Below are 22,507 nucleotides of genomic sequence, written 5' to 3'. Positions count from 1 at the left end.
CAAGTACACACATAAGGAACATGTGAGGTGTAACTATCAGTAACACCACAGCAGCGGGTCAAATTGACCAAAACGGAGCTCTGCTCGGCTTACTGCGCCGTTCGCTTCTGTCCCTGAACGTCTCCGCCGTTGTGATCAATGTGATTCGCCTCGACATGAAGTCCGCGGCACCTCGCTACATCAACCACAAGCCCGCTGTGCTGGAGGTACGTGGTGGAGACGGCGCGTTGCGAGCACAAGTGGACATCGTCGGCGACGGGGAGGACCGCGCGTACCTCGTGCGGCCGACTGGCCGTGGCGAGATGCCCCGCTTTCCGATCGGTGCGCATGAAGAGGCTGCGATCTACCTGCACAGCGTCGTACGAGGCTGGCGGGCACTGTGACGACGTCCGGAGCTCAGTCGCGGGTGATGCGGGTGCCGATGTCGTCCCCTTGGCAGATCGCGCTCATCGCGCCTACCGCGGCCACGTCGAAGACGTGCATGAGCAGTCCCTGCTCGTCGGCCAGGACGAAAGCGCTCTGGTCCATCACCTTGACCCCGGCTGCCAGTGCCTCCCGATACGTGAGATTGGTGAAACGCTTGGCGTCGGGATCGAGGTTGGGATCACGATCGTAGACGCCGTCCACGCCGCGCTTGGCGACCAGCAGCGCGTCCGCCTCCAGCTCCAGCGCCCGCTGGACCGCCGGGTAGTCCGTGGTGACGTACGGCTGGCCGATCCCTCCTGCCAGCAGCACGATCAGGCCGCGCCGCAGGTGCCGGTCAGCGCGGAGCCGGATGAACGGCTCGGCGACGCTCTGCATCGGGACCGCTGTCATCACCCGGACGTCCGATTCGGACCGTGCGGTCAGGACACCGCGCAGCATGAGCGCGTTCATCACCGTGCCGAGCATGCCGATGTTGTCCGCCTCGGCCCGCCCGATGCCCCAGCCGTCGGCCATCCGGCCACGGAAGTAGTTTCCGCCCCCGATGACGACGGCGAGCTCGATCCCGAGCTCGTGCACCGACAGCAGCTCATCTGCCAACTGCGCGAGACTCGCCGGGTCCGCGCCCCAGCCCGAAGGGCCCGCCAGCGCCTCGCCGCTGACCTTGACCACGACACGCGAATATCGGCCCATGATGCTCAGTCCCTCCAGCGGGCCGCGCGGTCGGCGACCTGGCCAAGCGTAGCCATCGATGGCCTGGCGGCTCACCCCGGGTCTGCCGGAGCCTTCGACGGTTTCGCCCGCCACTCCGCGCCGTCCGTCCGCACCGCGTGTGTCCGGCCGGGAGAGCCGCCCAGGACGTCGGTGAAGTCGTCGCCCCACTCGGCCACGCTGTAGACCGCACCTACATGCTGGGTCAGGTCGGTGACGGTGCGATCAACCCAGGACCGCGCCGATCGCCGTCATGATGGGGATGGACAGGACAGTGGTGATCAGCACGGCGCTGCGGGCCAGGCGGCGGCCCGTGTCGTAGTTCACCGCGTACACATAGATGTTCTGCGCCGTGGGCAGCGCGGCGAACAAGGTCGCGGCCAGCAGCGCGCCGCCGTCCAGCCCCAGGGCGAAACGGGCCACCAGGTAGGCGATCACGGGCTGGACGACGGACTTGAGCGCGACCACGAGGGAGACTTCCCAGGCGACGCTGTTTCCCTCCGGCGGCGTGCGCTGGGAGCCGTACAGGCTGAGGCCGTAGGCGAGCAGCGCGACGGGGACGGCGGCGCCGCCGAGCAGCTCGATCGGGCGCATGATCGTCACCGGGAGGGAGAGGCCGGTCAGGGCGCAGGCCAGGCCCAGGAGGGAGGCCACCGTGAGGGGGTTGCGGAAGGGAAGTGCCAGCGCCGAGCGGATCGATCTCGCGCCCTTGTCGAGGATCAGGAACGAGATGGGCGTCAGCACGATCAGCTGGAAGAGCAGGATCGGGGCGACCAGCGCGCCGTCGCCGAGAACGTAGATGGCGATGGGGACGCCGAGGTTGCCGGCGTTGACGTACGAGGAGGCCAGCGCACCGATGGTGAGCTCGCGGCGGTCACGCCGCCAGAGCAGCCTGGCCACCAGGACGTAGAGCAGCTGCACGCACGCCACGGCGACCACCTCGGTCAGCAGCACCGGTGAGAGCAGGATGTGCAGGTCGGCCCGCGAAACGGTGACGAACATCAGCGCCGGCGTCGCGACGAAGAACGCCAGCCGCGACAGGACCAGCTCGTCCCTGGCCTTCAGCAGCCCGCCGACACCGACGACGTAACCGAGCACGGCAACCGACACCAGCGCGGCGAACGCCGCGACAACCCCCGACACGCTGAACTGACCTCCGAAGTCGGACGTTCAGCAGCGTATCGGTTCGCCAAGTCCGGGTTTACGCTGGCATTCATGCGCGTAGTGGTGATCGGTGCCAGCGGCCATATCGGCACATACCTCGTCCCCAGGCTCGTCGACGCGGGTCATGACGTGGTCGCGATGAGCCGGGGCAAGCGGGGTCCCTACAGCCCGCACGGGGCGTGGCAGTGGGTCGACACCGTCACGGTGGACCGGGACGCGGAGGACGCCGACGGGACGTTCGGGCGGCGGATCGCGGACCTGGAAGCCGACGTCGTCATCGACCTCATCTGCTTCCAGGAGGACAGTGCCCGGCACATCACCGAGGCCCTGACGGGAAAGGTCCGGCAGTTCCTGCACTGCGGGACGATCTGGACGCACGGGCCGAGCGCGCGCGTGCCGACGACCGAGGACCGGCCGAAGCGGCCGCTCGGCGAATACGGGAAGCAGAAGGCCGCCATCGAGGCCTATCTGCTGGAGCGGGCCCATCGGGACGGGTTCCCGGTGACGATCATCCATCCGGGGCACATCACCGGGCCGGGATGGGTGCCGGTCAATCCGGCAGGGAACGTCAATCCCGCCGTCTTCCAGACGCTGGCGGACGGGGAGGAGCTCGCGCTGCCGAACTTCGGCATGGAGACCGTGCAGCACGTGCACGCCGACGACGTGGCGCGGCTGTTCATGGACGCGATCGCCAATCCGTCGGCGGCGGTGGGCGAGAGCTTCCACTCCGTGGCCACCGGCGCGCTGACGCTGCGCGGGTACGCCGAGGCGGCGTCCGGGTGGTTCGGGCGGGAGGCGCGGCTGACGTACCTGCCGTGGGAGCAGTGGCGGGCCACGGTGTCCGAGGAGGACGCGCGGATCACGTACGACCACATCATGTACAGCCCGCACTGCAGCATGGAGAAGGCGGAGCGGCTGCTGGGCCACCGGCCGCGCTACGAACCGCTGGAGGCCATCGCCGAAGCCGTCGACTGGCTGGTGAGAGCCGGGACCATCGCCACCTGAAAGCGAGAGGATCGCGACCGTGCGGAAGACCATGGCTCCCCTGCTCGTCACGATCCTCGCCGTCTTCTCCGCACAGCAGCTGCTCACGCCTGTCCTGGCGCCGTTGGCGCGCGAGCTGGCGCTGACGGAGACGCAGCTCGGCCTGGTCATCACCGTGTCCGCTGTCGCGCTGACCGCGGCCAGCCCGATGTGGGGCCGGGCCATGCGCAGGCTCAGGCTACGCACGGTCCTGGCGCTGGGGCTCGGGCTCACGGCCGTCGGGCTGGCGGGGTTCGCCGTGGCCGTCACCCTCGGGCTCCGCGGTGTGGTGTCCCCGCAGGTCACGCTCGCGTTGATGATCCTCACCCGCAGTGTGCTGTTCGGGGTCGGTCTCGCCGCGCTGCCGGTCGCGGCCCTCACCGTGGCGGGCCTCATCACGGCCGGGGAGGCCGATCGGACCAGGGCCACCGGACTGGTGGGCGCGGCGCAGGGACTCTCCCTGGTGGTGGGGCCCGCGGGCGGCGGCGTGCTGGCGGCGGCGTCGCTGCTCCTCCCGGTCTACGTGTCGCCGGCGATCTGCGCGCTGCTCACGATCTGGGTGCTGGTGGCCGTCCGGCGCGAACCGGCCAGAACGTCCGCGGCGCCCAGAGGACCCCGGCTGCGACCGTGGGACGCGCGGTTGTGGCCGCTGTTCGCGATCGGTTTCTGCACCTTCCTGTCGCTCGGGCTCGTACAGGTGATCCTGGGCTTTCTGATCGCCGACCGGCTCCACGCGGATCCGCAGGCCACCGCGGGCGGCGTGGGCCTCGCGCTCGGCGTCACCGGCCTGGTGATCGTCGGCGTGCAGGGCGGGCTGGTGCCGGCTCTCGGGTGGCGGGCGCTCCGGCTCATCCGCGTCGGCGCCCCGCTCACGGTGGCGGCGTACGGGCTGCTCGCCGTGGCCCACGACCTGTGGCTGATCACCGTGGCGTTCGGCCTGCTCGGGTTGGGGCTCGGGCTGGCCATGCCGGGGTTCGCGGCGGCGCCCGGTCTGCTCGTCGGACCCGAGGAGCAGAGCTCGATCTCCGGGCTGGTCAACGCGGTCATCGGATCGACGTTCATCGCGGGGCCGCTGCTGTCCACCTCCCTGTACGAGATCGCCCCGGTGGTCCCGATCCTCGCCGCGCTCGCGGCCGCGACGACGGCCCTGGCGCTGGCGTGGCTGTCACCCGCCGCCCGCCAGGCCAGAGCCGAAGCCGTCGCGGCCCCCTAGACCTGCGCCGGTGAGGCGTCTCAGGGGCGGACGGCCGGAGCCGGGGTGTGCACCTGCGTCTGACCGGGGCCATTGAAGATCACCTGAGGGCGGTCCTGGGTCTGGTTCAGCGCCCACAGGCCGATGATGTTGGCCAGCGCGAACACGATCGTCACCAGTGTGGCCAGCACCAGCCGGCGCCGCCGCTCGCGCCGTTTCCAGTCCGCCCGGGCCTGCCGGTAGGCGTCGGGCGACGGCTGCACCTGGGAGGCCAGCACGTTCAGTGTCTCGCGCAACCGCTCCTCGCCGATCGAGCCCCCTGTCATGACCGTCCCTCCATCGCCCGCGTCAGCGCCGCCATCCCGCGGGCCGTGTGTGATTTGACCGCGCCGCAGGAGATGCCCATGGCCCTGGCGATCTCGCTCTCTCGCAGGCCGAGCCAGTAGCGCAGGACCAGCGCCTCCCGCTGCCTGTCGGGCAGCCGTTTGAGCGCGGCGACGACTTCCCGCTGATCGTCGCGGAGCAGTGCCTCGCTCTCCGCGGAGATCGCGTCGTCCTCCACCGTGCTGGTGTGCTTCCGCGCGACCTGCAGGTGACGCACGCGCATCCGGATCAGGTTGACCACGACGCCGCGCAGGTAGGCCAGCGCGGCGTCGACGTCGCGCAGCTTGTTCCAGCGCCGGTAGAGCTGCCAGAACGCCTCCGCGACCACGTCCTCGGCGTCGTCTGCGCCGAGGAGCACGGCCAGGCGGAGCGTCGGCGTGTAGTGCCGGGCGAACAACTCGGCGAGCGCCGCGTCGCGGTTCAGGGCCCCGAGGTCCCGCGTATCGGCCGGCGGGTCGGCCACGTGGAGGATGGGTGGTTCTATGGTCATACCGGCCTCACGGGCAGGGGACGGGACGGAACGGACCGGGCGAACGGAGCAAGCGCCAGCGTCACCACGAGGTTGATGGCCAGCGCGACGACGGCGGCGTACGCCGGCACCCCCAAGGTGATCACCGCGGAGAACCCTCCCCACGCGACCATCAGCGTGCCGGCGACCATGCCGGCCAGCCAGCCACCGAGCAGCGCCCGCCCGTTCGACCAGCGGGTGAACAGCCCCAGCGCCACGGACGGGAACGTCTGCAGGATCCACACCCCGCCGAGCAGTTGCAGGTTGATGGCGTCCTGGTTGCGCAGCCCCAGCACGAACGCGACCGCCCCGACCTTCGCGGTCAGCGAGACCCACTGCGCGACCCGGGTCTGGTACTTGGGCGTGGCGAAGGGGTTGAAGTACTCCACGTAGATGTTGCGGACGAACGCCGTGGACGCCGCGATCGACATGACCGCCGCCGGCACCAGGGCGCCCACGGCGAGGGCGCCGAACAGCGCCCCGGTGAGCGCGGCCGGCATGAGCCGCTGGATGAGCAGCGGCAGCGCGGCCTCGGCGTTGCCCGGCGGCGCCTGCACCCCGGCGGCCAGCGCGGCGATCCCCAGCAGGCCGAACAGCCCGAGCACCGCCGTCCAGACGGGCAGCGCGATCGTCACCTTCCGCAGGGTTCGCGCACTGGCCGCGGCGAAGGCGGCCGTGAGCACGTGCGGGTACATCAGCAGCGCCAGCGCCGACCCCAGCGCCAGGGACGCGAACGCCGGGAACATCTCCGGCTCCAGCAGCAGCGACGGCGCGCCGGGCCGGTCCGGCAGGTTGCGCTCGGCCGCCTCGAAGATCCGCCCGGCCCCGCCCAGCCGGTTCAGCACGACCGCGACCACGCCGATCACGGCGCCGAAGACGGCCGCCCCCTTCACCAGGGAGATCACCGCCGGGGCGCGCAGGCCGTACCGGTAGGTGGCCGCGGCGAGCACGGCGAAGACCGCGACCAGCGCCAGGTCGCCGGCCCACCCTCGCGGGTAGAGGCCGCCCGCGCTCAGGACGGCGCGGATGCCCACGAGTTGCAGGGCGATGTACGGCATCGTGGCGAGGATGCCGGTGAGCGCGACGACGAGGGCGAGCGACGCCAGGCCGAACCGGGCCTTGACGTAGTCGGCGACCGTCACGCAACCGTGCTCCCGCGCGGCCCGCCACAGCCGGGGCAGCAGCAGGAACGCCAGCGGATAGACGATCACCGTGTACGGCAGCGCGAAGAACCCCAGCGCCCCCACCCCGTAGACCAGCCCCGGCACCGCGGCGAAGGTGTAGGCGGTGTAGATGGTGCCGCCGAGCAGGAACCAGGTGACGACCCCGCCGAACCGCCGCCCGGCCAGCGCCCAGTCCTCCAGCGTCGGAAGATCGTCCACGCGCCGGAACCACCGGGCGGTCACCGCGACAAGGGAGGTCCCCACGAGCACGGCGAGAAAGACCGCGACCGTCGCCGGGTTGTTCGTCATAGCCACCGCCATGGCGTAGGAGGTCACCTGGAAGTTGCGCACAGGTGCCGTTTGGTTGACTCGCAACTTAGGTGAAATTTCGCGTAAACCAAAACACGGGTGTCGGCAACAAGCAGGCAACATACGAGACGTCCCGGAGGACCCCATGACGAGCGACCCGACCGGTGGACCGCCGCCTGCGCTGCCGGCGCGCATCGCGGCGGGCCTGTGCCTGGTCGCGCCGTTCGTGGCGCTCCTCTGGGTGCCGTCATACGCGCGGGAAGGGCCGGTTCTGGCCGGCATGCCGTTCTTCTACTGGTACCAGCTCGCCTGGGTCCCGGTGAGCATCATCCTGATGATCATCGCCTATCTCCTGCTCCGCGGCGGCACGCGCCGCCGGTAACCCCTGTCATCTCCGCACGCGGGCGGCCCGAGGGCCGCCGGCGCGATGCCGCACGCCCGAAACCCCCCGGAGGAACACCGTGAAGGGTGCCACCAGCACCAGACCCGACCTCAGATCCATCGTCATCTGGACCGCCGTCGCCGTCGCCGGCGCGGTCGCGTGGGGAGTGATCGCCCTGTCGCGCGGCGAGGAGATCTCGGCCATCTGGCTGATCGCCGCGGCGCTCGGCTCGTACGCGATCGCCTACCGCTTCTATGCCCGTTTCATCGCCCGGCGGGTGCTACGGGTGGACGACGGGCGCGCCACGCCCGCCGAACGGCTGGACGACGGGGTGGACTTCCAGCCAACCGACCGGCGGGTGCTGCTCGGGCACCACTTCGCGGCCATCGCCGGGGCCGGGCCGCTGGTCGGGCCGGTGCTGGCCGCCCAGATGGGCTACCTGCCCGGCACCATATGGATCATCGTCGGGGTCATCTTCGCCGGCGCGGTCCAGGACATGGTGGTGCTGTTCCTGTCGATGCGCCGCGACGGACGCAGTCTGGGACAGCTGGCCAGGGACGAGATCGGCCGGGTCGGCGGCACCGCGGCGCTCATCGCGGTGTTCTCCATCATGATCATCCTGCTCGCGGTGCTGGCCATGGTCGTGGTCAACGCGCTGGCCAAGTCGCCTTGGGGCACGTTCTCGATCGCGATGACCATCCCGATCGCCCTCTTCATGGGCCTGTACCTGCGGGTGCTGCGGCCCGGCCGGGTGGTCGAGACCAGCGTGATCGGCGTGGCGCTGCTGCTGCTCGCCATCGTCGCGGGCGGCTGGGTGCAGAGCTCGCCGCTGGCCGAGACGTTCACGCTCAGCCCGCAGACGCTGGTCGTCTGCCTGGTGGTGTACGGGTTCTTCGCCTCGGTGCTGCCGGTGTGGATGCTGCTGGCGCCGCGCGACTACCTGTCGACGTTCATGAAGCTCGGCACGATCGGCCTGCTCGCGGTGGGCGTGCTGGTCGCGGCGCCGGTGTTGCGGACCGAGGCGATCACGGAGTTCGCCACGACCGGGACGGGGCCGGTCTTCTCCGGCGCACTGTTCCCGTTCGTGTTCATCACGATCGCCTGCGGCGCGCTGTCGGGGTTCCACGCTCTCATCGCGTCGGGCACCACGCCGAAGATGATCCAGAAGGAGTCGCAGGTGCGGCTCATCGGCTACGGGGCCATGCTCATGGAGTCCTTCGTGGCCGTCATGGCGCTGATCGCGGCCTGCATCCTCGACCCGGGGCTGTACTTCGCCATGAACTCCCCGGCCGGTCTGCTCGGCACGACCGTGGAGAGCGCGTCGGCGGCCGTGGCCGACCTGGGATTCACCATCTCGCCGCAGGAGCTCCAGGCGGCCGCCGCCGCGGTGCAGGAGCAGACCCTCGTGGCCCGTACCGGAGGGGCCCCGACGCTGGCGGTCGGCATGTCGGAGATCTTCTCCACAGTCCTCGGCGGTGACGCGATGAAGGCCTTCTGGTACCACTTCGCGATCATGTTCGAAGCCCTGTTCATCCTGACCACGGTGGACGCCGGCACCCGCGTCGGCCGGTTCATGCTGCAGGACACACTGGGCAACGTCTGGAAGCCGCTCGGCCGGGTGGGCTGGAAGCCGGGCCTGTGGGGGACGAGCGCCGTGGTCGTGCTCGCGTGGGGCTACTTCCTGTGGGCCGGGGTGAACGACCCGCTGGGCGGCATCAACCAGCTCTTCCCGCTGTTCGGCATCGCCAACCAGTTGCTGGCCGCCGTCGCGCTCACCGTCGCCACCACTGTGCTGATCAAGAGCGGGCGGCTGAAGTGGGCCTGGGTCACCGGCCTCCCGCTGGCCTGGGACGCGGCGGTCACGCTGACCGCGAGCTGGCAGAAGATCTTCTCCGCCGACCCGAGGATCGGCTTCTTCGCCCAGCGGGCCCGCTTCGCCGAGGCCATCGAGCAGGGCAAGGTGCTCGCGCCTGCCAAGGACATGGACGGGATGCGGACCGTCGTCGTCAACTCCACGGTGGACGGGGTGCTCGCCGCCCTGTTCGCGGTGCTGGTGATCCTGGTCATCGGCAACGCCGTGCTGGTGTGCCTGCGGGCCGTGCGCTCCCGCGAGCCGCTGCCGACGACGGAGGCGCCGTACGTCGAGTCGCGGCTGGTGATCGGGCGAGAGCTGGTGGGCGCCGGCGCCGATGGGGGGCCGGACCGGTCGTGACGCCCGCCCGCCTGCTCCGTCTCGTCCGGTGGTATCTGCGGGAGCTCACCGGTGAGGCCGGCTACGACCGCTACGTCGAGCGGCACCACCGTACCCACCCGGGCTCCCCCGCCCTGTCGAGGCGCGCGTACGAACGGCGCCGCCTGTCCCGCCTCGACGAGAACCCCGGCACCCGGTGCTGCTGACGGCTGGGGCGATCATGTTCCGCATGATCGCCCCAGCCGGTTCAGCCCGCCAGCGGGCCGAACTCCTTACGTGTGTCGATCTGGACGTTCTGCATCCTGTACGAGCACCCGGTGGTGCGGCAGGCCGCGTACAAGTACCCCCGGCACATTTCGTTCGTGGACGAACTTCCCGTGAGTCACACTGGCAAGATACTCAAACGGGCAATCACCCGTGTCTCATATTTCGAGAGCGATCGTCTTATTAAGTAAGACATGCCCTAGAGTCAACCGCCATGACACCTTGGGAGATGGCCGCGGTGCTGGCGGCCGGCGTGGCGGGCGGAGCCATCAACACCGTCGTCGGGTCCGGATCGCTGATCACGTTCCCCACCCTGCTGGCCGTCGGCCTGCCGCCGATCACCGCGAACGTCTCCAACAACATCGGCCTGGTCCCCGGCGGTTTCACCGGCGTCATGGGCTACCGGCCGGAATTGAAGGGCCAGCGCGAGCGCCTGCTCAGGCTGGCCTCCGCCTCCGTCATCGGCTCGCTGATCGGCGGCCTCCTGCTGCTCAACCTGCCGGAGAGCAGCTTCAACCTGATCGTGAGCGTGCTGATCGCGGTGTCCTGCGTGCTGGTCCTGATCCAGCCCAGACTCACCCGCCTGCTCGCCGCGCACCCCGGGCGCACGCACGGCGGCCCGTGGCTGTGGGCGGGCACGCTGGCCGCCGGCACCTACGGCGGCTACTTCGGCGCCGGGCAGGGCATCATGCTCCTCGGCCTGATGGGCATCCTCCTCGACGAGGACCTGCAGCGGCTCAACGCGGCCAAGAACGTGCTCGCGCTGCTGGTGAACACCGTGGCCGCCGTGCTGTACACGCTGGTGGCGGACGTGGACTGGCTCGCGGTCCTCCTGGTGGCGCTGGGCTCGACGGCGGGCGGCTTCCTCGGGGCCAAGGTCGGGCGCAGGTTCCCGGCCCCGGTCCTGCGTGGCCTGATCGTCTGCATCGGCGTGGCGGCGATTGCGAAGCTCCTTACAGACTAGAGAGGATGCTCAACCCAGTACGGGGTGCGGTTGGGTACCGAGAAGTTCGGGCCCGAGGCGGAGAAGATGTTCTGGGGTCTGTTCGAGCTGCCCTCGGGTGTCGCGACGCTGACCGTCAAGATCGGGACCTTCCGTGCTCTCCAGGTGCCCGTCCAGTAGGCCGCGATCAGCCGGTCAGCCCCAGGACGAAGGCGGTGGGGATCAGCGCGACCGTGAGCGCGACGGCCCACCAGCGGGGCGCCGGGCCGTTCCGCAGCACGGAGACGCCGAGGGGCACCAGGGCGACGGCGAGGCCGGCGAGCGCGACCAGGGAGATCGGGTCGCTGCTGCCCTTGAGCACGCCGAGCGGCAGCCCCGCCGCCGACGCCAGCGCGACGCACCTGATCACGCCGAGCACCGTGGCGCCGAGGGCCTTGGACAGGAACGCGCCGACGGCCAGCACGATCCAGCCGGCCATGATGCAGATGTTGACGGCCTTGAAGACGTGGAAGGCGCCATAGGTGTCCGCGACCGCCCGCTGCGCCGCCTCGAGCCCGAGCGTGTCCACCATCCGGAAGGCCAGGTGGCTCGCCCCGGCGTGGAACACCCGCCCGAACAGCCCGAGGACCACCAGCGTGGCGCCCCACGTGGCCCAGCCCGGGCGCGTCGCCCCGATCACGCGGGCGAGGGCGACGACCGCAGGCCACAACAGCACCGCTCCGGCCGCGTACAGACTGTAGGAGAGAACCATCTTGTCCGGCGCGGCGGCGTACGCGGCGAGCTGGCCGTGGAAGAAGTCGTCCTCGCCGGCCCGGACCAGCACCCCGGCCAGCAGCAGGAGCGGCCCGAGCACCAGCCCGGCGCCCTCGACCCAGCGGCCCGGGACATGTGTCATCGTCATGCCACCGATCCAAGCGGCGGCCGCGCTCGGGCACACGGGTGCCGGCACGAGAGTGGCCGGTATACCCAGCACTACCTGAGACCTTATGAGCTGGTATTCGGTAGCCTGCGTAGCTTGATACGGATGTGAATTCCGCGACAGAAGGGATCGAGCTGGTGCTCGACGACCCCGGCCTCCAGGCGCTCCGCGAAGCGGCGCGTCTGTCACCGGACAATCTCCCGCTCCGGCGGCATCTCGCCGAGCAGCTCCTGACCAGGGGATACCTGGCGGACGCTGAAGCCGAGTTCCGCGCCGCACTGGTGCTCGCGCCCCAGGACGCTGACGTCACGGCAGGGCTGGCGGAGGCGTTCGTGCGGCAGAGCGCATATGGTGCGGCGCTGTCGGCGCTGGAGCCGTTCCTCGCCGCGCCGGGATACCCGCCCCGCCTCGGGATCGTCGCGGCGCGGGCGCTGCTCGGGGAGGGCGAGACGAGCAAGGCGGCCTATCGCTACCACGAGGCGGTCTCACGCGATCCGTCCGTCGCGGACTCGGAGCTCGAATCCCGCATGACGATCCCGGCGGTGGCGCCGTCGGGCCCACCGGCACCGGTGCATGCGCCCCTGGAGGAGAAGCCGGGCGAGGTGGAGCGGTCGAAGCTGACTTTCGCCGACGTGGCCGGGATGGACGCGGTCAAGGAGTCACTGCGGATCAAACTGCTGCTCCCGATCCAGCAACCGGAGCTCTTCGCCGCGTACGGCAAGCGCGCCGGTGGCGGCGTCCTGCTGTACGGCCCGCCGGGAGCGGGCAAGACCCACCTGGCCAGGGCCGCCGCCGGCGAACTGGGCGCGTCGTTCGTCGACGTCGGCCTGGCCGACATCCTCGACATGTACGTCGGCTCCAGTGAGCGCAACCTGCGCGCCACATTCGACCTGGCCCGCCGCAACCGCCCCTGTGTGCTGTTCTTCGACGAGGTCGACGCTCTGGCCGCCCGCCGTTCCGACATGCGGCAGGCGCACACCCGGCAGCTGGTCAACCAGTTCCTGGCCGAGCTCGACGGCGTGGACCAGAACGCCAACGAGGGCGTTCTGGTGCTGGCGGCCACGAACGCGCCCTGGTACATCGACGGGGCCTTCCGCCGGCCGGGCCGGTTCGACCAGATGGTGTTCGTGCCGCCGCCCGACGCCGCGGCCCGCGCGGCCATCCTGCGCATCCTCTGCCGCGACAAACCGCTGGCCGAGATGGACTTCGACGCGGTGGCCCGGGCCACCGAGCAGATGGTGGGCGCGGACCTGAAGGGCGTGGTGGACCGCGCGGTGGAGGTCAAGCTCCAGCAGTCGATCAGCGCGGGCCGCCCCATCCCGATGTCCACCGCCGACCTGCTGGCCGCCGCCAAGGGCACCCGGCCCACGGCGGTACGCGAGTGGCTGGCCACCGCCCGCAACTACGTGCTGCACGCCAACGAGTCCGGCGCGTGGGACGAGCTGATGCCGTGGATCAAGGCCAAATGACGAAGGTCGACGAGTCGATCGAGCGGGCCAGGATGTTGCTGCGGCTGCGGCGGCAGGCCGACGCCGAGCGGGAGCTGCGCGGCGTGCTCGCCGTCGAGCCGCAACAGTACATGGCGCACTGCCTGCTGGCCTTCGCCCTGGTTCACCAGGGCAAGGCGGCCGAGGCGATGGTCACGGCGCGGGAGGCGATCCGCCTGCTGCCCGACGACTGGTATCCGCACTACGTGGCCGGGCAGGTGTTCTTGCACCTCGGCCTGGCCGACCCGGCGATCAACTGCGCGAAGGAGTCACTGAAGCACTCCACCGAGCACACGTCGACGTGGGAGCTGCTGGCCCGTGCCCACCATCGCAAGGGACAGTGGCCCGAGATGGCGGACGCGGCCCGGAGCGGGCTGGCCGTCGATCCACAGGTGTCGGTCCTGGTGAGCCTGCTGTCCTTCGCCTACACCAAGCTCGGAGAGGCCGAACCGGCCAGGGCCGCCGCCGCGCACGCCATCCAGCTGGACCCGGAGCACCCCACCGCGCACCTGGTAGCCGGGCAGGTGGCGCTGGCCTTCGGCGACCCCAAGGGGGCCGCCGACTCGTTCCGGGAGGTGCTCCGCCTCGACCCCGAATACGGCCCGGCCAGGGACCTTCTGGTGACGGCGCTCAAGCAGCGCAATCCGCTCCAGCGGATGTTGTCGAACCTGCGCCGCCGGTACCGCGGCGGCTGGCGGCTGGTCTTCCTGCTGCCCGTGGCTCCGCCGGTCATCGCGATCTTCATTCTCGTCGCGTTGCTGCATTGGGCGGCGTGGGTCTCCGAGTCGGTGACCGTGTTGCGGCTGGCCCGCTCCAGGGCCACCCGGCTGCTTTTCGAGCGCGCCGAGTCCCGCGTGGCCATGGCGTGCTGCGGCCTGCTGCTCGCCGGGGCCGGTGTGCTCGCGCTGGGCATCACGCTCGGCCAGGAGGCCGTCGGCACGGCGGGCGTGGCGATCATGGCCTTGATCACCCCCGTCCAGGAGTCCACGCACACCAGCTCGCCCCGCGGGCGCGGGGTCCTGTACTCCTGGACCGGCCTGCTGGTGGCGGCCATCGCCACGGCACTGATCGTCGGCTCCCAGCCCGGAGCGCTGCTGAGCGTGTACGCCGGCCTCGGCACGATCTGGCTGGCCGCCGGCGCACGGCGCTTCTTCCGCGACCACAACCGTGCCGAGGTCTGACCCTTCCGGAGCGGGCGGCGGGCGATGGCTCGGGCCTCTTTCCGGGCCATGCCGGTCCGCCCGCCCGGCGGAACCGCGGCGGGCCTCAATGTATGCGTGACGTATCCGCCTGGTACGTGAATTGTCCCGTCCGTTTCTAACGTCTCCGGTGATCCCCAAAACGCCCACAGAGAGGCGGTTCGCGTGAGAATCGGAAAGTTGAGCGACTGGCTGCTGGCCAAGGTGGTCCCGGAGCACTCGGCGCAGGCCGCGTGCCCGTGCTGGTACGAGGGCACCACGTGCCTGGTCCGCAGGTGCTGCACCTACGGTGCCTCCTGCGGTACCGGCGAGTCGTGCGGTCCCTGGCACTGCAACTGCTGCTGACGACCGCATAGATGACCATGTTCGCGTGGACGGCCGGTCTCCTCGTGGTCGCCGGACTCCTGCTGGTCCTGCTGGTCCTGCTGATCCTGCGGCGCCGGCTCGCCGTCGTCGTGGTGTCCGGCCTCAGCATGGAGCCGGCCTTCCACGCGGGCGACCGGCTCCTGGTCAGGCGGACCCGGCTGGCCCGGATCTCCGTCGGAGACGTCGTCGTGTTCGAGACGCCCGACTGGCTGGGCATCGGCGAGCCGCCGCCGCCCGAGCGGCGCTGGATGGTCAAGCGCGTGGTGGCGCTGCCCGGTGACCCGGTCCCGGACTCTGTGCGGGCCGTGGTGCCGGAGCGCCGGGTGGCGCCGGACCGCCTGATCGTCCTCGGCGACAACCCGTCGGCCAGCTTCGACTCCCGGCAGTGCGGGCTCATCGACGCCGGCACCCTGCTCGGAGTGGCGCTCCGCCGTCTGTCTTAGTGGAGGAAGGCTCCGTGGAGTACGTTGCCCTCGGCTGCCGCAGCCTGGTGGCCCTGCTGTTCATCATGTCGGCGGCGGGCAAGCTGCGCGGCAGGAGCGCGTACGCCGATTTCCTGGCCGCGACCCGCAGGCTCGCGCCGCCGTGGCCGCCGGTCCGCGTGGCGGGCGCGGCCGTCGTGGCCGCCGAGCTCGCGATCGCGGCGCTCGTCGTCGTGCCCGGCACCGTACGGGCGGGTTTCGCCTTGGCGCTGGGCCTGCTGGCGGCGTTCACCTGCGCGATCGCAGCCGCGTTGCGGCGGGCCGAGCGCGCTCCCTGCGCGTGCTTCGGCGCCTCCGGCCGCCCGCTCGGCTACGGCCACGTGGCACGCAACCTCATCCTCATGACCGTATCCGCCCTGGGACTCCTCGCGTACGCGCCCGTGACCGGCGACGTGGCGGCCATGCTGACCGCCGTCGCCACCGGAGCGGTCGCCGCGATCGTCGTGGCCCTCGGCGACGACCTGATCGACCTGTTCAGCCCGACTGCCTGACCTGGAGGTCAGCCATGCCCTATGTCGTCACGCTCGTCATCCTGCTGGGCGTCCTCTGCCTGCTGAACCTGGCGCTGACCGTCGGCGTGATCCGGCGGCTGCGCAAGCATTCCGAGGCCCTCGCCGACCGCTCCGACGACGGGCACGGGCGGCAGGCGATCCTGCCCGAGGGCGCGGTCGCGCCGCCGTACGACACCGTGGCCACCGATGGATCCACCGTCTCCCGTGATCTGATCACGCAGCCGGTCCTGGTGGGCGTCTTCTCGCCCGGCTGCGACGCCTGCCACAAGGCGATGCCGGACTTCCTCGCCTCGGCCGAACGTTTCCCCGGAGGCCCCGAGCAGGTCCTCGCCGTGATCGTCGATCAGAAGGGGGAGTCGGGACCGCTGCGGGCCGAGCTGGAGCCGGTGGCCCGGGTGGTCGTCGAGGAGATGGGCGGGCCGGTCACGTCGGCGCTGCAGGTGCAGGCGTTCCCGGTCTTCGCGCTGGTGGGCGGCGACGGCCGGATCATGGCCAGCGGGCTGCGGCTGAACCAGGTCTTCTCGTTCGCCCGGGCATAGCCGCCGTGACCTCGGAGACCACCTTCCCGGAGATCGCCGCGCCGGCGGTGGACGTACGGATGAAGGCGAGCCCTGCGGCTCTCGCCCGCGCGCTCGGGCTGGCCTGGCAGGCGGCCCGGTGGCATGTGCTCGTGTACGCGGTCCTGACCCTGATCGAAGCGGCCGTGCCCGTGGCCGCAGCCTGGCTGACCAAGTCGGCGCTGGACGTGATCGCGCACCGGACGTCGGGTTCGTCCACGCTGGTCGCGGTGGGCGCGGGACTGGCGGCGGCGGGCGTGGCGGCCGTCACGCTCCCGCACATCTCCAGCTATCTGCGCCAGGAGCTCCAGCGCCGCACCGGTCGACTGGCTCAGGACCAGCTCTTCGCCGGCGTGGAGCGCCTCGCCGGCCTGGCCAAGTTCGAGGACCCCGCGTTCCTGGACCGGATGAGCCTGGCCCACACGTCGGGCGGCGCCACCCCGAGCGCGGTGGTCTCGGGGACGCTGGCGATCTGCCGCGGGTTCGTCACGGTGCTGGGGTTCCTCGGCTCCCTGCTGGTCGTCAGCCCGCTGCTGGCCGGCGCGGTCCTGGTGGCGGCGCTCCCCGCGCTGGCCGCCGAGCTGCGCCTGTCGCGCCAGCGGGCGTCCATGATGTGGCGGATCGGGCCGATGGAACGGCGTGAGCTGTTCTACCGGCAGCTCCTGACCAGCGTGCGGGCCGCCAAGGAGCTGCGTCTGTTCGGCGCCGGCCGGTATTTCCGGTCGAGGATGAACGCCGAGCGGGTCGCCGCCGACTCAGAACGCCGCCACCTCGACCGCCGCGAGCTGGGCGTCGAGGGCGGGCTCGGGCTGCTGTCCGGCGTGATCTCCGGGGCGGGGCTGATCTGGGCCTTGTTCGCCGCCGTCGAGGGCCGGCTCACCGCGGGCGACATCGCCCTGCTGGCCACCTCGATCGTCGGCGTGCAGTCGGCGCTCGCCGCGCTGGTCCGCGAGGTGACGATGGCGCACCAGCAGCTGCTCAACTTCGACCACTACCTGACCGTGACCAGCGCCGAGCCCGACCTGCCCGTGCCCGCCCGGGCGGTGCCGCCGCCCGTGCTGAGGCGCGGCATCGAGCTCCGCGACGTGTGGTTCCGTTACTCCCCCGACCATCCGTGGTCGCTGCGCGGCGTCAGCCTCACGATCCCGCACGGCTCAGCGGTCGCGCTGGTCGGCAGGAACGGCGCGGGCAAGAGCACGCTCGTCAAGCTGCTGTGCCGGTTCTACGACCCGGACCGGGGGTCGATCCTGTGGGACGGCGTCGACCTGCGCGACCTCGACCCCGTGGAGCTGCGCGGTCGCATCGGCGCCGTGTTCCAGGACTACATGGAGTACGACCTGACCGCCACCGAGAACATCGCGATCGGCGACGTGGCGGGCCGCGACAGGCTGACCGCCTCCGCCGGCCGGATCGAGGCCGCGGCGCGGGAGGCAGGCGTCCACGACGCGGTCAGCGCCCTGCCGCGCGGCTACGACACGCTGCTGACGAGGATGTTCTTCGGACCCGACCCCGAGGCCGGGGTGGTGTTGTCGGGCGGACAGTGGCAGAGGCTCGCGCTGGCCAGGGCGATGCTGGGTGCGGAGCGTGATCTGCTGATCCTGGACGAGCCGAGTTCGGGGCTCGACGCCGAGGCCGAGCACGAGATCCACAACCGCCTGCGCCGGTATCGGGCGGGGCGTACCAGCCTGCTGATCTCGCATCGGCTGGGGGCCGTGCGGGAGGCGGACGCGCTCGTGGTGCTCGACGACGGGCAGGTGGCCGAGCAGGGAACTCACGACGAGCTGATCATGCTCGACGGTCTCTACCGGAGGCTCTTCACCCTGCAGGCCCAGGGTTATCAACCCGCCGACGCCTGATCCGATCATCGGCGCGTGAAGCGGAGCCGGAGGGGGCGGCGTGGGCAGCGGGGGCGGCGGCCCTGCCAGCCCAGTGCCGGGCCGCTCAGGCGCGGATCCCGGTTCAGCATGAGGTGGTGCAGCTCGGCCAGCTCCGGACCGGGCGCGATGCCGAGCTCGCGGTCGAGCGCCCGCCGCGCCTCGGCGTACACGGTCAGCGCGCCCGCCACGTCCCCGGTCCGGTACAGGGCCACCATGAGGTGCCCCCACAGGCGCTCTCTGGTGGGCCGCAGCGCGAGCGTCTCACGGAGGCCGCCGATGATCTCGCTGTGCCTGCCGAGCGCCAGCCGGGCCCGCGCGCACTCCTCGATCGCCAGGTAGCGCTGCTCTTCCAGCGCGTCGAGCTGGGCGGCCAGTCCGACCGTCCTCGGCATGTCGTCGGCCGCGGCGCCCCGCCACAGCGCCAGTGCCGCGGTGAGGTAACCCAGCGCCTCCTCGTAGCGGTCGCCGCCCATCGCGCCACGCCCTTGCCGTACCAGCTCGTGGAACTCCGCGACGTCCAGCTCACCGGCTTCGACGGCGAGGAGGTAGCCGGGCGGGTGCGCCCGCAGGCGGCCGGCGAGGTCCTTGCGCAGCCGGTTGGCGTAGCTGCGTACGTTGGCCAGGGCCGATTTCGGCGGGCTGTCCTCCCACATTGCGCTGAACAGCCGATCGTGAGAGACCGCGCGGTTCGGCTCCAGCAGGAGACGGGTGAGCAGGAGACGCTGTTTCATCGTCCCCAGCGGCACCATCGTGCCGTCTCGCCACAGCCGTACCGGTCCGAGGATGCCGAATCGAAGACCCATTTTCCCCCCGAACACGAGTATGGGAGCGCTCCCACGACACGGTACGTACGTGTCGATCATGTGTCAATGGCCGCTCAACCCCAGCAAGGGCGATGTGTCCGAAGTGGCCGGACGGCATGAAACTTTCAGCCGTTCTCCCAGGTCAGGGCAGCAGGAAGGGTGCGTTTATCGACGGCCACCGCGGGACGGGCGCTCGCTCACGCCCGTGCGCGCGCCAGACCGTCCCGCACCCGCGCCCAGACCGCCTCCTGGCGGCGGAGACGCGGGGAAATCCCGGGCCCGAATCGCTCCTTAGGATACGAGCGTGCAGTTCGGCATCCTGGGGCCGCTCGTGGCGCGGTCGCCCGACGGCGACGCGATCGTGGTCGGAGGTCCCCGGCCACGTGCCCTGCTCGCGCTGCTGCTGCTCGACGCGGGCCGGGTGGTGAGCGTCGAGCGTCTCATCGACGGCCAGTACGGCGACGACCCCCCGGCCGGCGCCGCCAACGCCATCCAGGCGCAGATCTCCCGGCTCAGGCGCGCCCTGCCCGCTCACCTGATCGAGTTCCACGGGTCGGGTTACCGGCTGGCCCTGGACCGGGAGGACGTGGACGCGCACCGGTTCGAGCGCCTCGTCCGCGAGGGAAGGCGGCTGCTCGCGAGGGGACTCTTCGCCGGGGCGGCCGCCCTGCTCAGAGATGCCCTGGACCTGTGGCGAGGGCCGGCGCTCGCGGACGTCGCCGGCGCGCCCTTCGCGGAGCCGCAGGCGCGGCGGCTGGATGAGCTGCGGCTGTCTGCCGCGGAGGACCTGGCGGAGGCCGAACTGGCGCTCCCCGAGGCGAGCCCGGTGGCCCCGCTGCGGGAGTTGGTGACCGCCCATCCGCTGCGCGAGCGGGCGCGGGGCCTGCTGATGCGGGCTCTGGACGCGGCCGGACGGCAGGCGGAGGCACTCGCCGTCTTCGAGGACACACGCCGGCTCCTCGCCGCCGAGCTCGGCGCCGACCCGTCACCGGAGCTGGCCGCCCTGCACCTGGAGATCCTGCGCGGCGGACGTCCGCGCGCGCGGGTGGCCCGGGTACGCCCGCCGACCCAGCTCACCAGCTTCGTGGGCCGGGAGGACGAGCTGGCCCGCATCGCCGCCCTCCGCGACGCCCGCCTGGTGACGATCGTCGGCCCGGGCGGCACGGGCAAGACCCGCCTCGCCATCGAGTCCGCGACCCGCCGACCCGCCACACCGGCCGAAGATCTGGCCATCGGAGCGGGAGGCGATCCGGTGCGCGAGGTGTGTTTCGTGGACCTGTCGCTGGTGGACGGCGCGGGAGGTGTGGCGCACGCGGCGCGGGCGGTGGACGGTGCGACGCGGGGGCATGAGGCGGGGCAGGTCGCGCCGGCGGTGCTTGGGGCGCTCGGACTTCGGGAGTCGGCGCTCGGGCCCCCGGTCGCGGCCGGGTCCGGGGCGCCAGACCTCGCCGGGCGGCTGGTGGCGGCGCTGGCCGAGCAGGACCTGACGCTCGCCCTCGACAACTGCGAGCACGTCATCGCCGAGGCCGCCACGCTCGCCCGCCGCCTCCTCGCCGCCTGCCCCCGCCTGACCATCCTGGCCACCAGCAGGGAGCCGCTGGGCATCACCGGCGAGCACCTGGTCCCGCTGGCTCCCCTGCCCACCCCGCCGCCCAACGCCGAGGACCCGTACCGCTACCCCGCCGTCAGGCTGTTCGCCGACCGGGCGGCGGCCGTGCGGCAGGGCTTCACGGTCGGCCCGGACAACCTGCACGCGGTCCTGCGCATTTGCGCGGCGCTGGAGGGCCTGCCGCTGGCCGTCGAGCTGGCCGCGGCCCGGGTGCGGACGTTCGGCGTGGACGAGATCGCCGCCCGCCTGGCCGAGCACGGCAGGTTCAAGCTCCTCTCGCGCGGCGACCGCACCGCCGCCGCCCGCCACCAGACGCTGCACGCGGTCGTGGAGTGGAGCTGGAGCCTGCTCGACGCGGAGGAGCAGGCGCTGGCCAGGCGGTTCTCGGTGTTCGCCGGGGGCGCGACCCTGGAGGCGGTCGAGCGGGTCTGCGGCGAGGACGCCGCCGGACCGCTCGCGGGCCTGGTGGACAAGTCGCTGATCGAGACCGACGGCGCGCGCTACCAAATGCTCGACACCATCCGGCTGTTCTGCGCGGAACGGCTCGCCGCGGCAGGCGAGGAGGAACGGCTGCGCCGGGCCCACGCGGCCTGGTTCCTGGAGCTGGCGCGCCGCGGCGACGACCACCTGTACCGGGCCGAGCAGCTCGACTGGCTGGCCCGCCTGTCGGCCGACAACGCCAACCTGCGGGCGGCGCTGCGCTGGAGCGTGGAGCACGACAGGGCGACGGCGTTGCGGCTGGTGGCGGCTCTGGCGATGTACTGGTGGCTGAGCGGGCGGCGCGGCCAGGCCACCGGGCACGCCGTACGCCTCCTCGGCGCGATCGGCACAGAACCGCCTGCCGAGCTGGGCGAGGAGTACGCGCTGACCGTGCTCCACGCCCCGCCTGACGCCGGGTCGCCGCATTGGGAGCGGGCGCGGGAGATCGTCGGGGCGCTGGACCGGCCGATGCGGTCCCGGTTCGGCCCGGCGTTGTGGGGGATGATCGCGGGCCCGCCCGAGCCGGCGACGGGGTGGGGGCCGCGGCTGCTGGACACGGATCCGTGGAGCCGGGCGCTGGGCAGGCTCGGCCATGCGTTGATCGCGCTGCTGAGCGGGCAGATCGCGCCGGCCGAGCGGGAACTGGACGCGGTGCTGGCGGACTTCGGCGCGGTGGGCGAGCGCTGGGGGAAGGCGCAGGCGCTCGACTGGCTCGCGCTGATCGCCGGGTGGCGTGGTGAATGGGCGCGAGCCATGGGGCTGTGGCAGGACACGATCGGGCTGCTCGAAGAGCTCGGCGCGCTGGAGGAGCTGGTGGACGTGCTCGGCCGGCGGGCGGAGGCCCGCCGGCGGGCGGGGGATGTCCGGGCGGCGCGCGCGGACTGCGAGCGTGCGGCGGATCTGGTGCGCCGGATGGGCAGGCCCGAGCTGATGACGGTGGTGCACCTGCGGCTGGGCGAGATCGCCCGTTTCGAGGGCGACCTGGCCGACGCCGCCGACCGGCTCGGCGCGGCGCTGGGCAGGTCAACGGAGACAGGCGCGTTCACGGCCACGGGGACGAGGTCACGCGTGCTGACGGCTCTCGGCCGCCTGGCCGAGGCGAACGGCGATGTGGCGGAGGCGGGACGCAGGCACCACGAGGCGCTGACCGCCGCTCTGGCATCCCCGCTGGCGACCGACCTGGCCGACGTCGCCGAGGGCCTGGCGGGACACGCCCTCCTCGCCGGCGTGGCGCCCGCCGGACACGAGAACGCGCCCGGCGCGGCGAGCCCTGCGGCTTGTGCGGCCACGCAGGCAGACGGGACGGCGAACCGCATGGCCCGGGCGGCCGAGCGGGCGGCCGTGTTGCTCGGGGTGGGGGTGCGGCTGCGGGGGACGACGGTGGCCGGCGATCGGGACGTTGCGAGGATCACCGCCGAGGCCACGGGCGTCCTCGGCCCGGAGGGCTTCGCGGCGGCTTTCGCCAAGGGAGCACGCATGGGCGGGGACGCGGCGATGGCGGTCCTGTCGGGTGGCCGCTGACAGGCGGTGGCGCGACTGTCAGCCGGTGATGGCTGCGC

General features: G+C 71.8%; 24 protein-coding genes. 16 read left to right on the top strand and 8 right to left on the bottom strand.

Going from position 1 to position 22,507, the window contains the following annotated elements:
• The first annotated feature begins 131 nt into the window (after positions 1 to 131).
• Positions 132 to 383 carry a hypothetical protein gene (locus ACIBX3_RS28805; protein ID WP_397122264.1) on the top strand — a complete coding sequence of 84 codons (252 nt, stop codon included), beginning with the start codon at positions 132 to 134 and terminating at the stop codon, positions 381 to 383.
• A gap of 13 nt (positions 384 to 396) precedes the next feature.
• On the opposite strand, the gene pyrH is transcribed toward ACIBX3_RS28805, so the two are convergent.
• From pyrH to ACIBX3_RS28790, 3 genes are all read right to left on the bottom strand, one after another.
• Complete coding sequence (pyrH, locus tag ACIBX3_RS28800) at positions 397 to 1,116, bottom strand: UMP kinase (RefSeq protein ID WP_397122262.1); 720 nt, start codon at positions 1,114 to 1,116, stop codon at positions 397 to 399.
• Between the two features lie 71 nt (positions 1,117 to 1,187).
• On the bottom strand, positions 1,188 to 1,313 hold the full coding sequence (locus ACIBX3_RS28795) for a hypothetical protein (RefSeq protein ID WP_397122260.1): 126 nt from the start codon (positions 1,311 to 1,313) through the stop codon (positions 1,188 to 1,190).
• Between the two features lie 46 nt (positions 1,314 to 1,359).
• Entirely contained in the window at positions 1,360 to 2,277 is a 918-nt protein-coding gene (locus tag ACIBX3_RS28790; RefSeq protein WP_397122258.1) for an AEC family transporter, read from the bottom strand.
• Positions 2,278 to 2,349: 72 nt separating this feature from the next.
• Between ACIBX3_RS28790 and ACIBX3_RS28785 the strand changes: the two genes are divergently transcribed.
• Positions 2,350 to 3,303 carry an NAD-dependent epimerase/dehydratase family protein gene (locus ACIBX3_RS28785; RefSeq protein WP_397122256.1) on the top strand — a complete coding sequence of 318 codons (954 nt, stop codon included), beginning with the start codon at positions 2,350 to 2,352 and terminating at the stop codon, positions 3,301 to 3,303.
• A 19-nt stretch (positions 3,304 to 3,322) separates the two neighbouring features.
• Entirely contained in the window at positions 3,323 to 4,534 is a 1,212-nt protein-coding gene (locus ACIBX3_RS28780; protein ID WP_397122254.1) for an MFS transporter, read from the top strand.
• Positions 4,535 to 4,554: 20 nt separating this feature from the next.
• Here ACIBX3_RS28780 and ACIBX3_RS28775 read toward each other — a convergent pair whose 3' ends face one another.
• The 3 genes from ACIBX3_RS28775 to ACIBX3_RS28765 are packed head-to-tail and all read right to left on the bottom strand — an operon-like array spanning position 4,555 to position 6,919.
• The gene (locus ACIBX3_RS28775; protein WP_397122252.1) at positions 4,555 to 4,839 is read right to left on the bottom strand and encodes a hypothetical protein; all 285 of its coding nucleotides are present in this window, start codon (positions 4,837 to 4,839) and stop codon (positions 4,555 to 4,557) included.
• A complete protein-coding gene (locus tag ACIBX3_RS28770; protein WP_397122250.1) occupies positions 4,836 to 5,387 on the bottom strand; it encodes an RNA polymerase sigma factor in 552 nt (183 codons plus the stop codon). Before ACIBX3_RS28770 ends, ACIBX3_RS28775 begins: the two co-directional genes overlap by 4 nt.
• Positions 5,384 to 6,919 (bottom strand): sodium:solute symporter, encoded by a 1,536-nt coding sequence (locus tag ACIBX3_RS28765; protein ID WP_397122248.1) that lies wholly within the window; start codon positions 6,917 to 6,919, stop codon positions 5,384 to 5,386. The genes ACIBX3_RS28770 and ACIBX3_RS28765 overlap by 4 nt, the downstream gene beginning before the upstream one ends.
• A gap of 103 nt (positions 6,920 to 7,022) precedes the next feature.
• On the opposite strand from ACIBX3_RS28765, the gene ACIBX3_RS28760 reads away from it, so the two are divergent.
• The 5 genes from ACIBX3_RS28760 to ACIBX3_RS28740 all read left to right on the top strand — a co-directional run bounded on the left by ACIBX3_RS28760 (position 7,023) and on the right by ACIBX3_RS28740 (position 10,837).
• Complete coding sequence (locus ACIBX3_RS28760) at positions 7,023 to 7,259, top strand: DUF3311 domain-containing protein (RefSeq protein WP_397122246.1); 237 nt, start codon at positions 7,023 to 7,025, stop codon at positions 7,257 to 7,259.
• Between the two features lie 79 nt (positions 7,260 to 7,338).
• Positions 7,339 to 9,471 (top strand): carbon starvation CstA family protein, encoded by a 2,133-nt coding sequence (locus tag ACIBX3_RS28755; RefSeq protein WP_397122244.1) that lies wholly within the window; start codon positions 7,339 to 7,341, stop codon positions 9,469 to 9,471.
• Positions 9,468 to 9,656, top strand: coding sequence for a YbdD/YjiX family protein (locus ACIBX3_RS28750; protein ID WP_397122242.1), 189 nt, complete (start codon positions 9,468 to 9,470; stop codon positions 9,654 to 9,656). The genes ACIBX3_RS28755 and ACIBX3_RS28750 overlap by 4 nt, the downstream gene beginning before the upstream one ends.
• A 272-nt stretch (positions 9,657 to 9,928) precedes the next feature.
• The gene (locus ACIBX3_RS28745; protein ID WP_397122240.1) at positions 9,929 to 10,678 is read left to right on the top strand and encodes a sulfite exporter TauE/SafE family protein; all 750 of its coding nucleotides are present in this window, start codon (positions 9,929 to 9,931) and stop codon (positions 10,676 to 10,678) included.
• Between the two features lie 30 nt (positions 10,679 to 10,708).
• Complete coding sequence (locus ACIBX3_RS28740) at positions 10,709 to 10,837, top strand: hypothetical protein (protein WP_397122238.1); 129 nt, start codon at positions 10,709 to 10,711, stop codon at positions 10,835 to 10,837.
• 7 nt (positions 10,838 to 10,844) lie between these two features.
• Here ACIBX3_RS28740 and ACIBX3_RS28735 read toward each other — a convergent pair whose 3' ends face one another.
• Positions 10,845 to 11,558 (bottom strand): hypothetical protein, encoded by a 714-nt coding sequence (locus ACIBX3_RS28735; protein ID WP_397122236.1) that lies wholly within the window; start codon positions 11,556 to 11,558, stop codon positions 10,845 to 10,847.
• Between the two features lie 125 nt (positions 11,559 to 11,683).
• Here ACIBX3_RS28735 and ACIBX3_RS28730 point away from each other — a divergent pair, with 125 nt between their 5' ends.
• From ACIBX3_RS28730 to ACIBX3_RS28700, 7 genes are all read left to right on the top strand, one after another.
• Positions 11,684 to 13,045 carry an AAA family ATPase gene (locus ACIBX3_RS28730; protein ID WP_397122234.1) on the top strand — a complete coding sequence of 454 codons (1,362 nt, stop codon included), beginning with the start codon at positions 11,684 to 11,686 and terminating at the stop codon, positions 13,043 to 13,045.
• Positions 13,042 to 14,244 carry a tetratricopeptide repeat protein gene (locus ACIBX3_RS28725; protein WP_397122232.1) on the top strand — a complete coding sequence of 401 codons (1,203 nt, stop codon included), beginning with the start codon at positions 13,042 to 13,044 and terminating at the stop codon, positions 14,242 to 14,244. The genes ACIBX3_RS28730 and ACIBX3_RS28725 overlap by 4 nt, the downstream gene beginning before the upstream one ends.
• 183 nt (positions 14,245 to 14,427) lie before the next feature.
• Positions 14,428 to 14,607, top strand: a complete 180-nt coding sequence (locus ACIBX3_RS28720) for a hypothetical protein (RefSeq protein WP_397122230.1) — start codon at positions 14,428 to 14,430, stop codon at positions 14,605 to 14,607.
• A gap of 11 nt (positions 14,608 to 14,618) precedes the next feature.
• Complete coding sequence (gene lepB / locus ACIBX3_RS28715; RefSeq protein WP_397122228.1) at positions 14,619 to 15,071, top strand: signal peptidase I; 453 nt, start codon at positions 14,619 to 14,621, stop codon at positions 15,069 to 15,071.
• Between the two features lie 14 nt (positions 15,072 to 15,085).
• Positions 15,086 to 15,601, top strand: coding sequence for a MauE/DoxX family redox-associated membrane protein (locus ACIBX3_RS28710; RefSeq protein WP_397122226.1), 516 nt, complete (start codon positions 15,086 to 15,088; stop codon positions 15,599 to 15,601).
• Between the two features lie 14 nt (positions 15,602 to 15,615).
• Positions 15,616 to 16,161 carry a TlpA family protein disulfide reductase gene (locus ACIBX3_RS28705; RefSeq protein ID WP_397122224.1) on the top strand — a complete coding sequence of 182 codons (546 nt, stop codon included), beginning with the start codon at positions 15,616 to 15,618 and terminating at the stop codon, positions 16,159 to 16,161.
• A 5-nt stretch (positions 16,162 to 16,166) separates the two neighbouring features.
• On the top strand, positions 16,167 to 18,035 hold the full coding sequence (locus ACIBX3_RS28700; protein WP_397122222.1) for an ABC transporter ATP-binding protein: 1,869 nt from the start codon (positions 16,167 to 16,169) through the stop codon (positions 18,033 to 18,035).
• A 5-nt stretch (positions 18,036 to 18,040) separates the two neighbouring features.
• On the opposite strand, the gene ACIBX3_RS28695 is transcribed toward ACIBX3_RS28700, so the two are convergent.
• Positions 18,041 to 18,859: a BTAD domain-containing putative transcriptional regulator gene (locus tag ACIBX3_RS28695; protein WP_397122220.1), complete on the bottom strand. Its 819-nt coding sequence runs from the start codon at positions 18,857 to 18,859 to the stop codon at positions 18,041 to 18,043.
• Positions 18,860 to 19,163: 304 nt separating this feature from the next.
• Here ACIBX3_RS28695 and ACIBX3_RS28690 point away from each other — a divergent pair, with 304 nt between their 5' ends.
• Positions 19,164 to 22,469, top strand: a complete 3,306-nt coding sequence (locus tag ACIBX3_RS28690; protein ID WP_397122218.1) for a BTAD domain-containing putative transcriptional regulator — start codon at positions 19,164 to 19,166, stop codon at positions 22,467 to 22,469.
• Positions 22,470 to 22,507: the final 38 nt, after the last annotated feature.

The sequence above is a fragment of the Nonomuraea sp. NPDC049480 genome, assembly GCF_044465905.1.
Taxonomy (GTDB): domain Bacteria; phylum Actinomycetota; class Actinomycetes; order Streptosporangiales; family Streptosporangiaceae; genus Nonomuraea.
The sequence above is the reverse complement of the archived record's forward strand: the minus strand, read 5'-3'. Positions and strand labels throughout refer to the sequence as shown.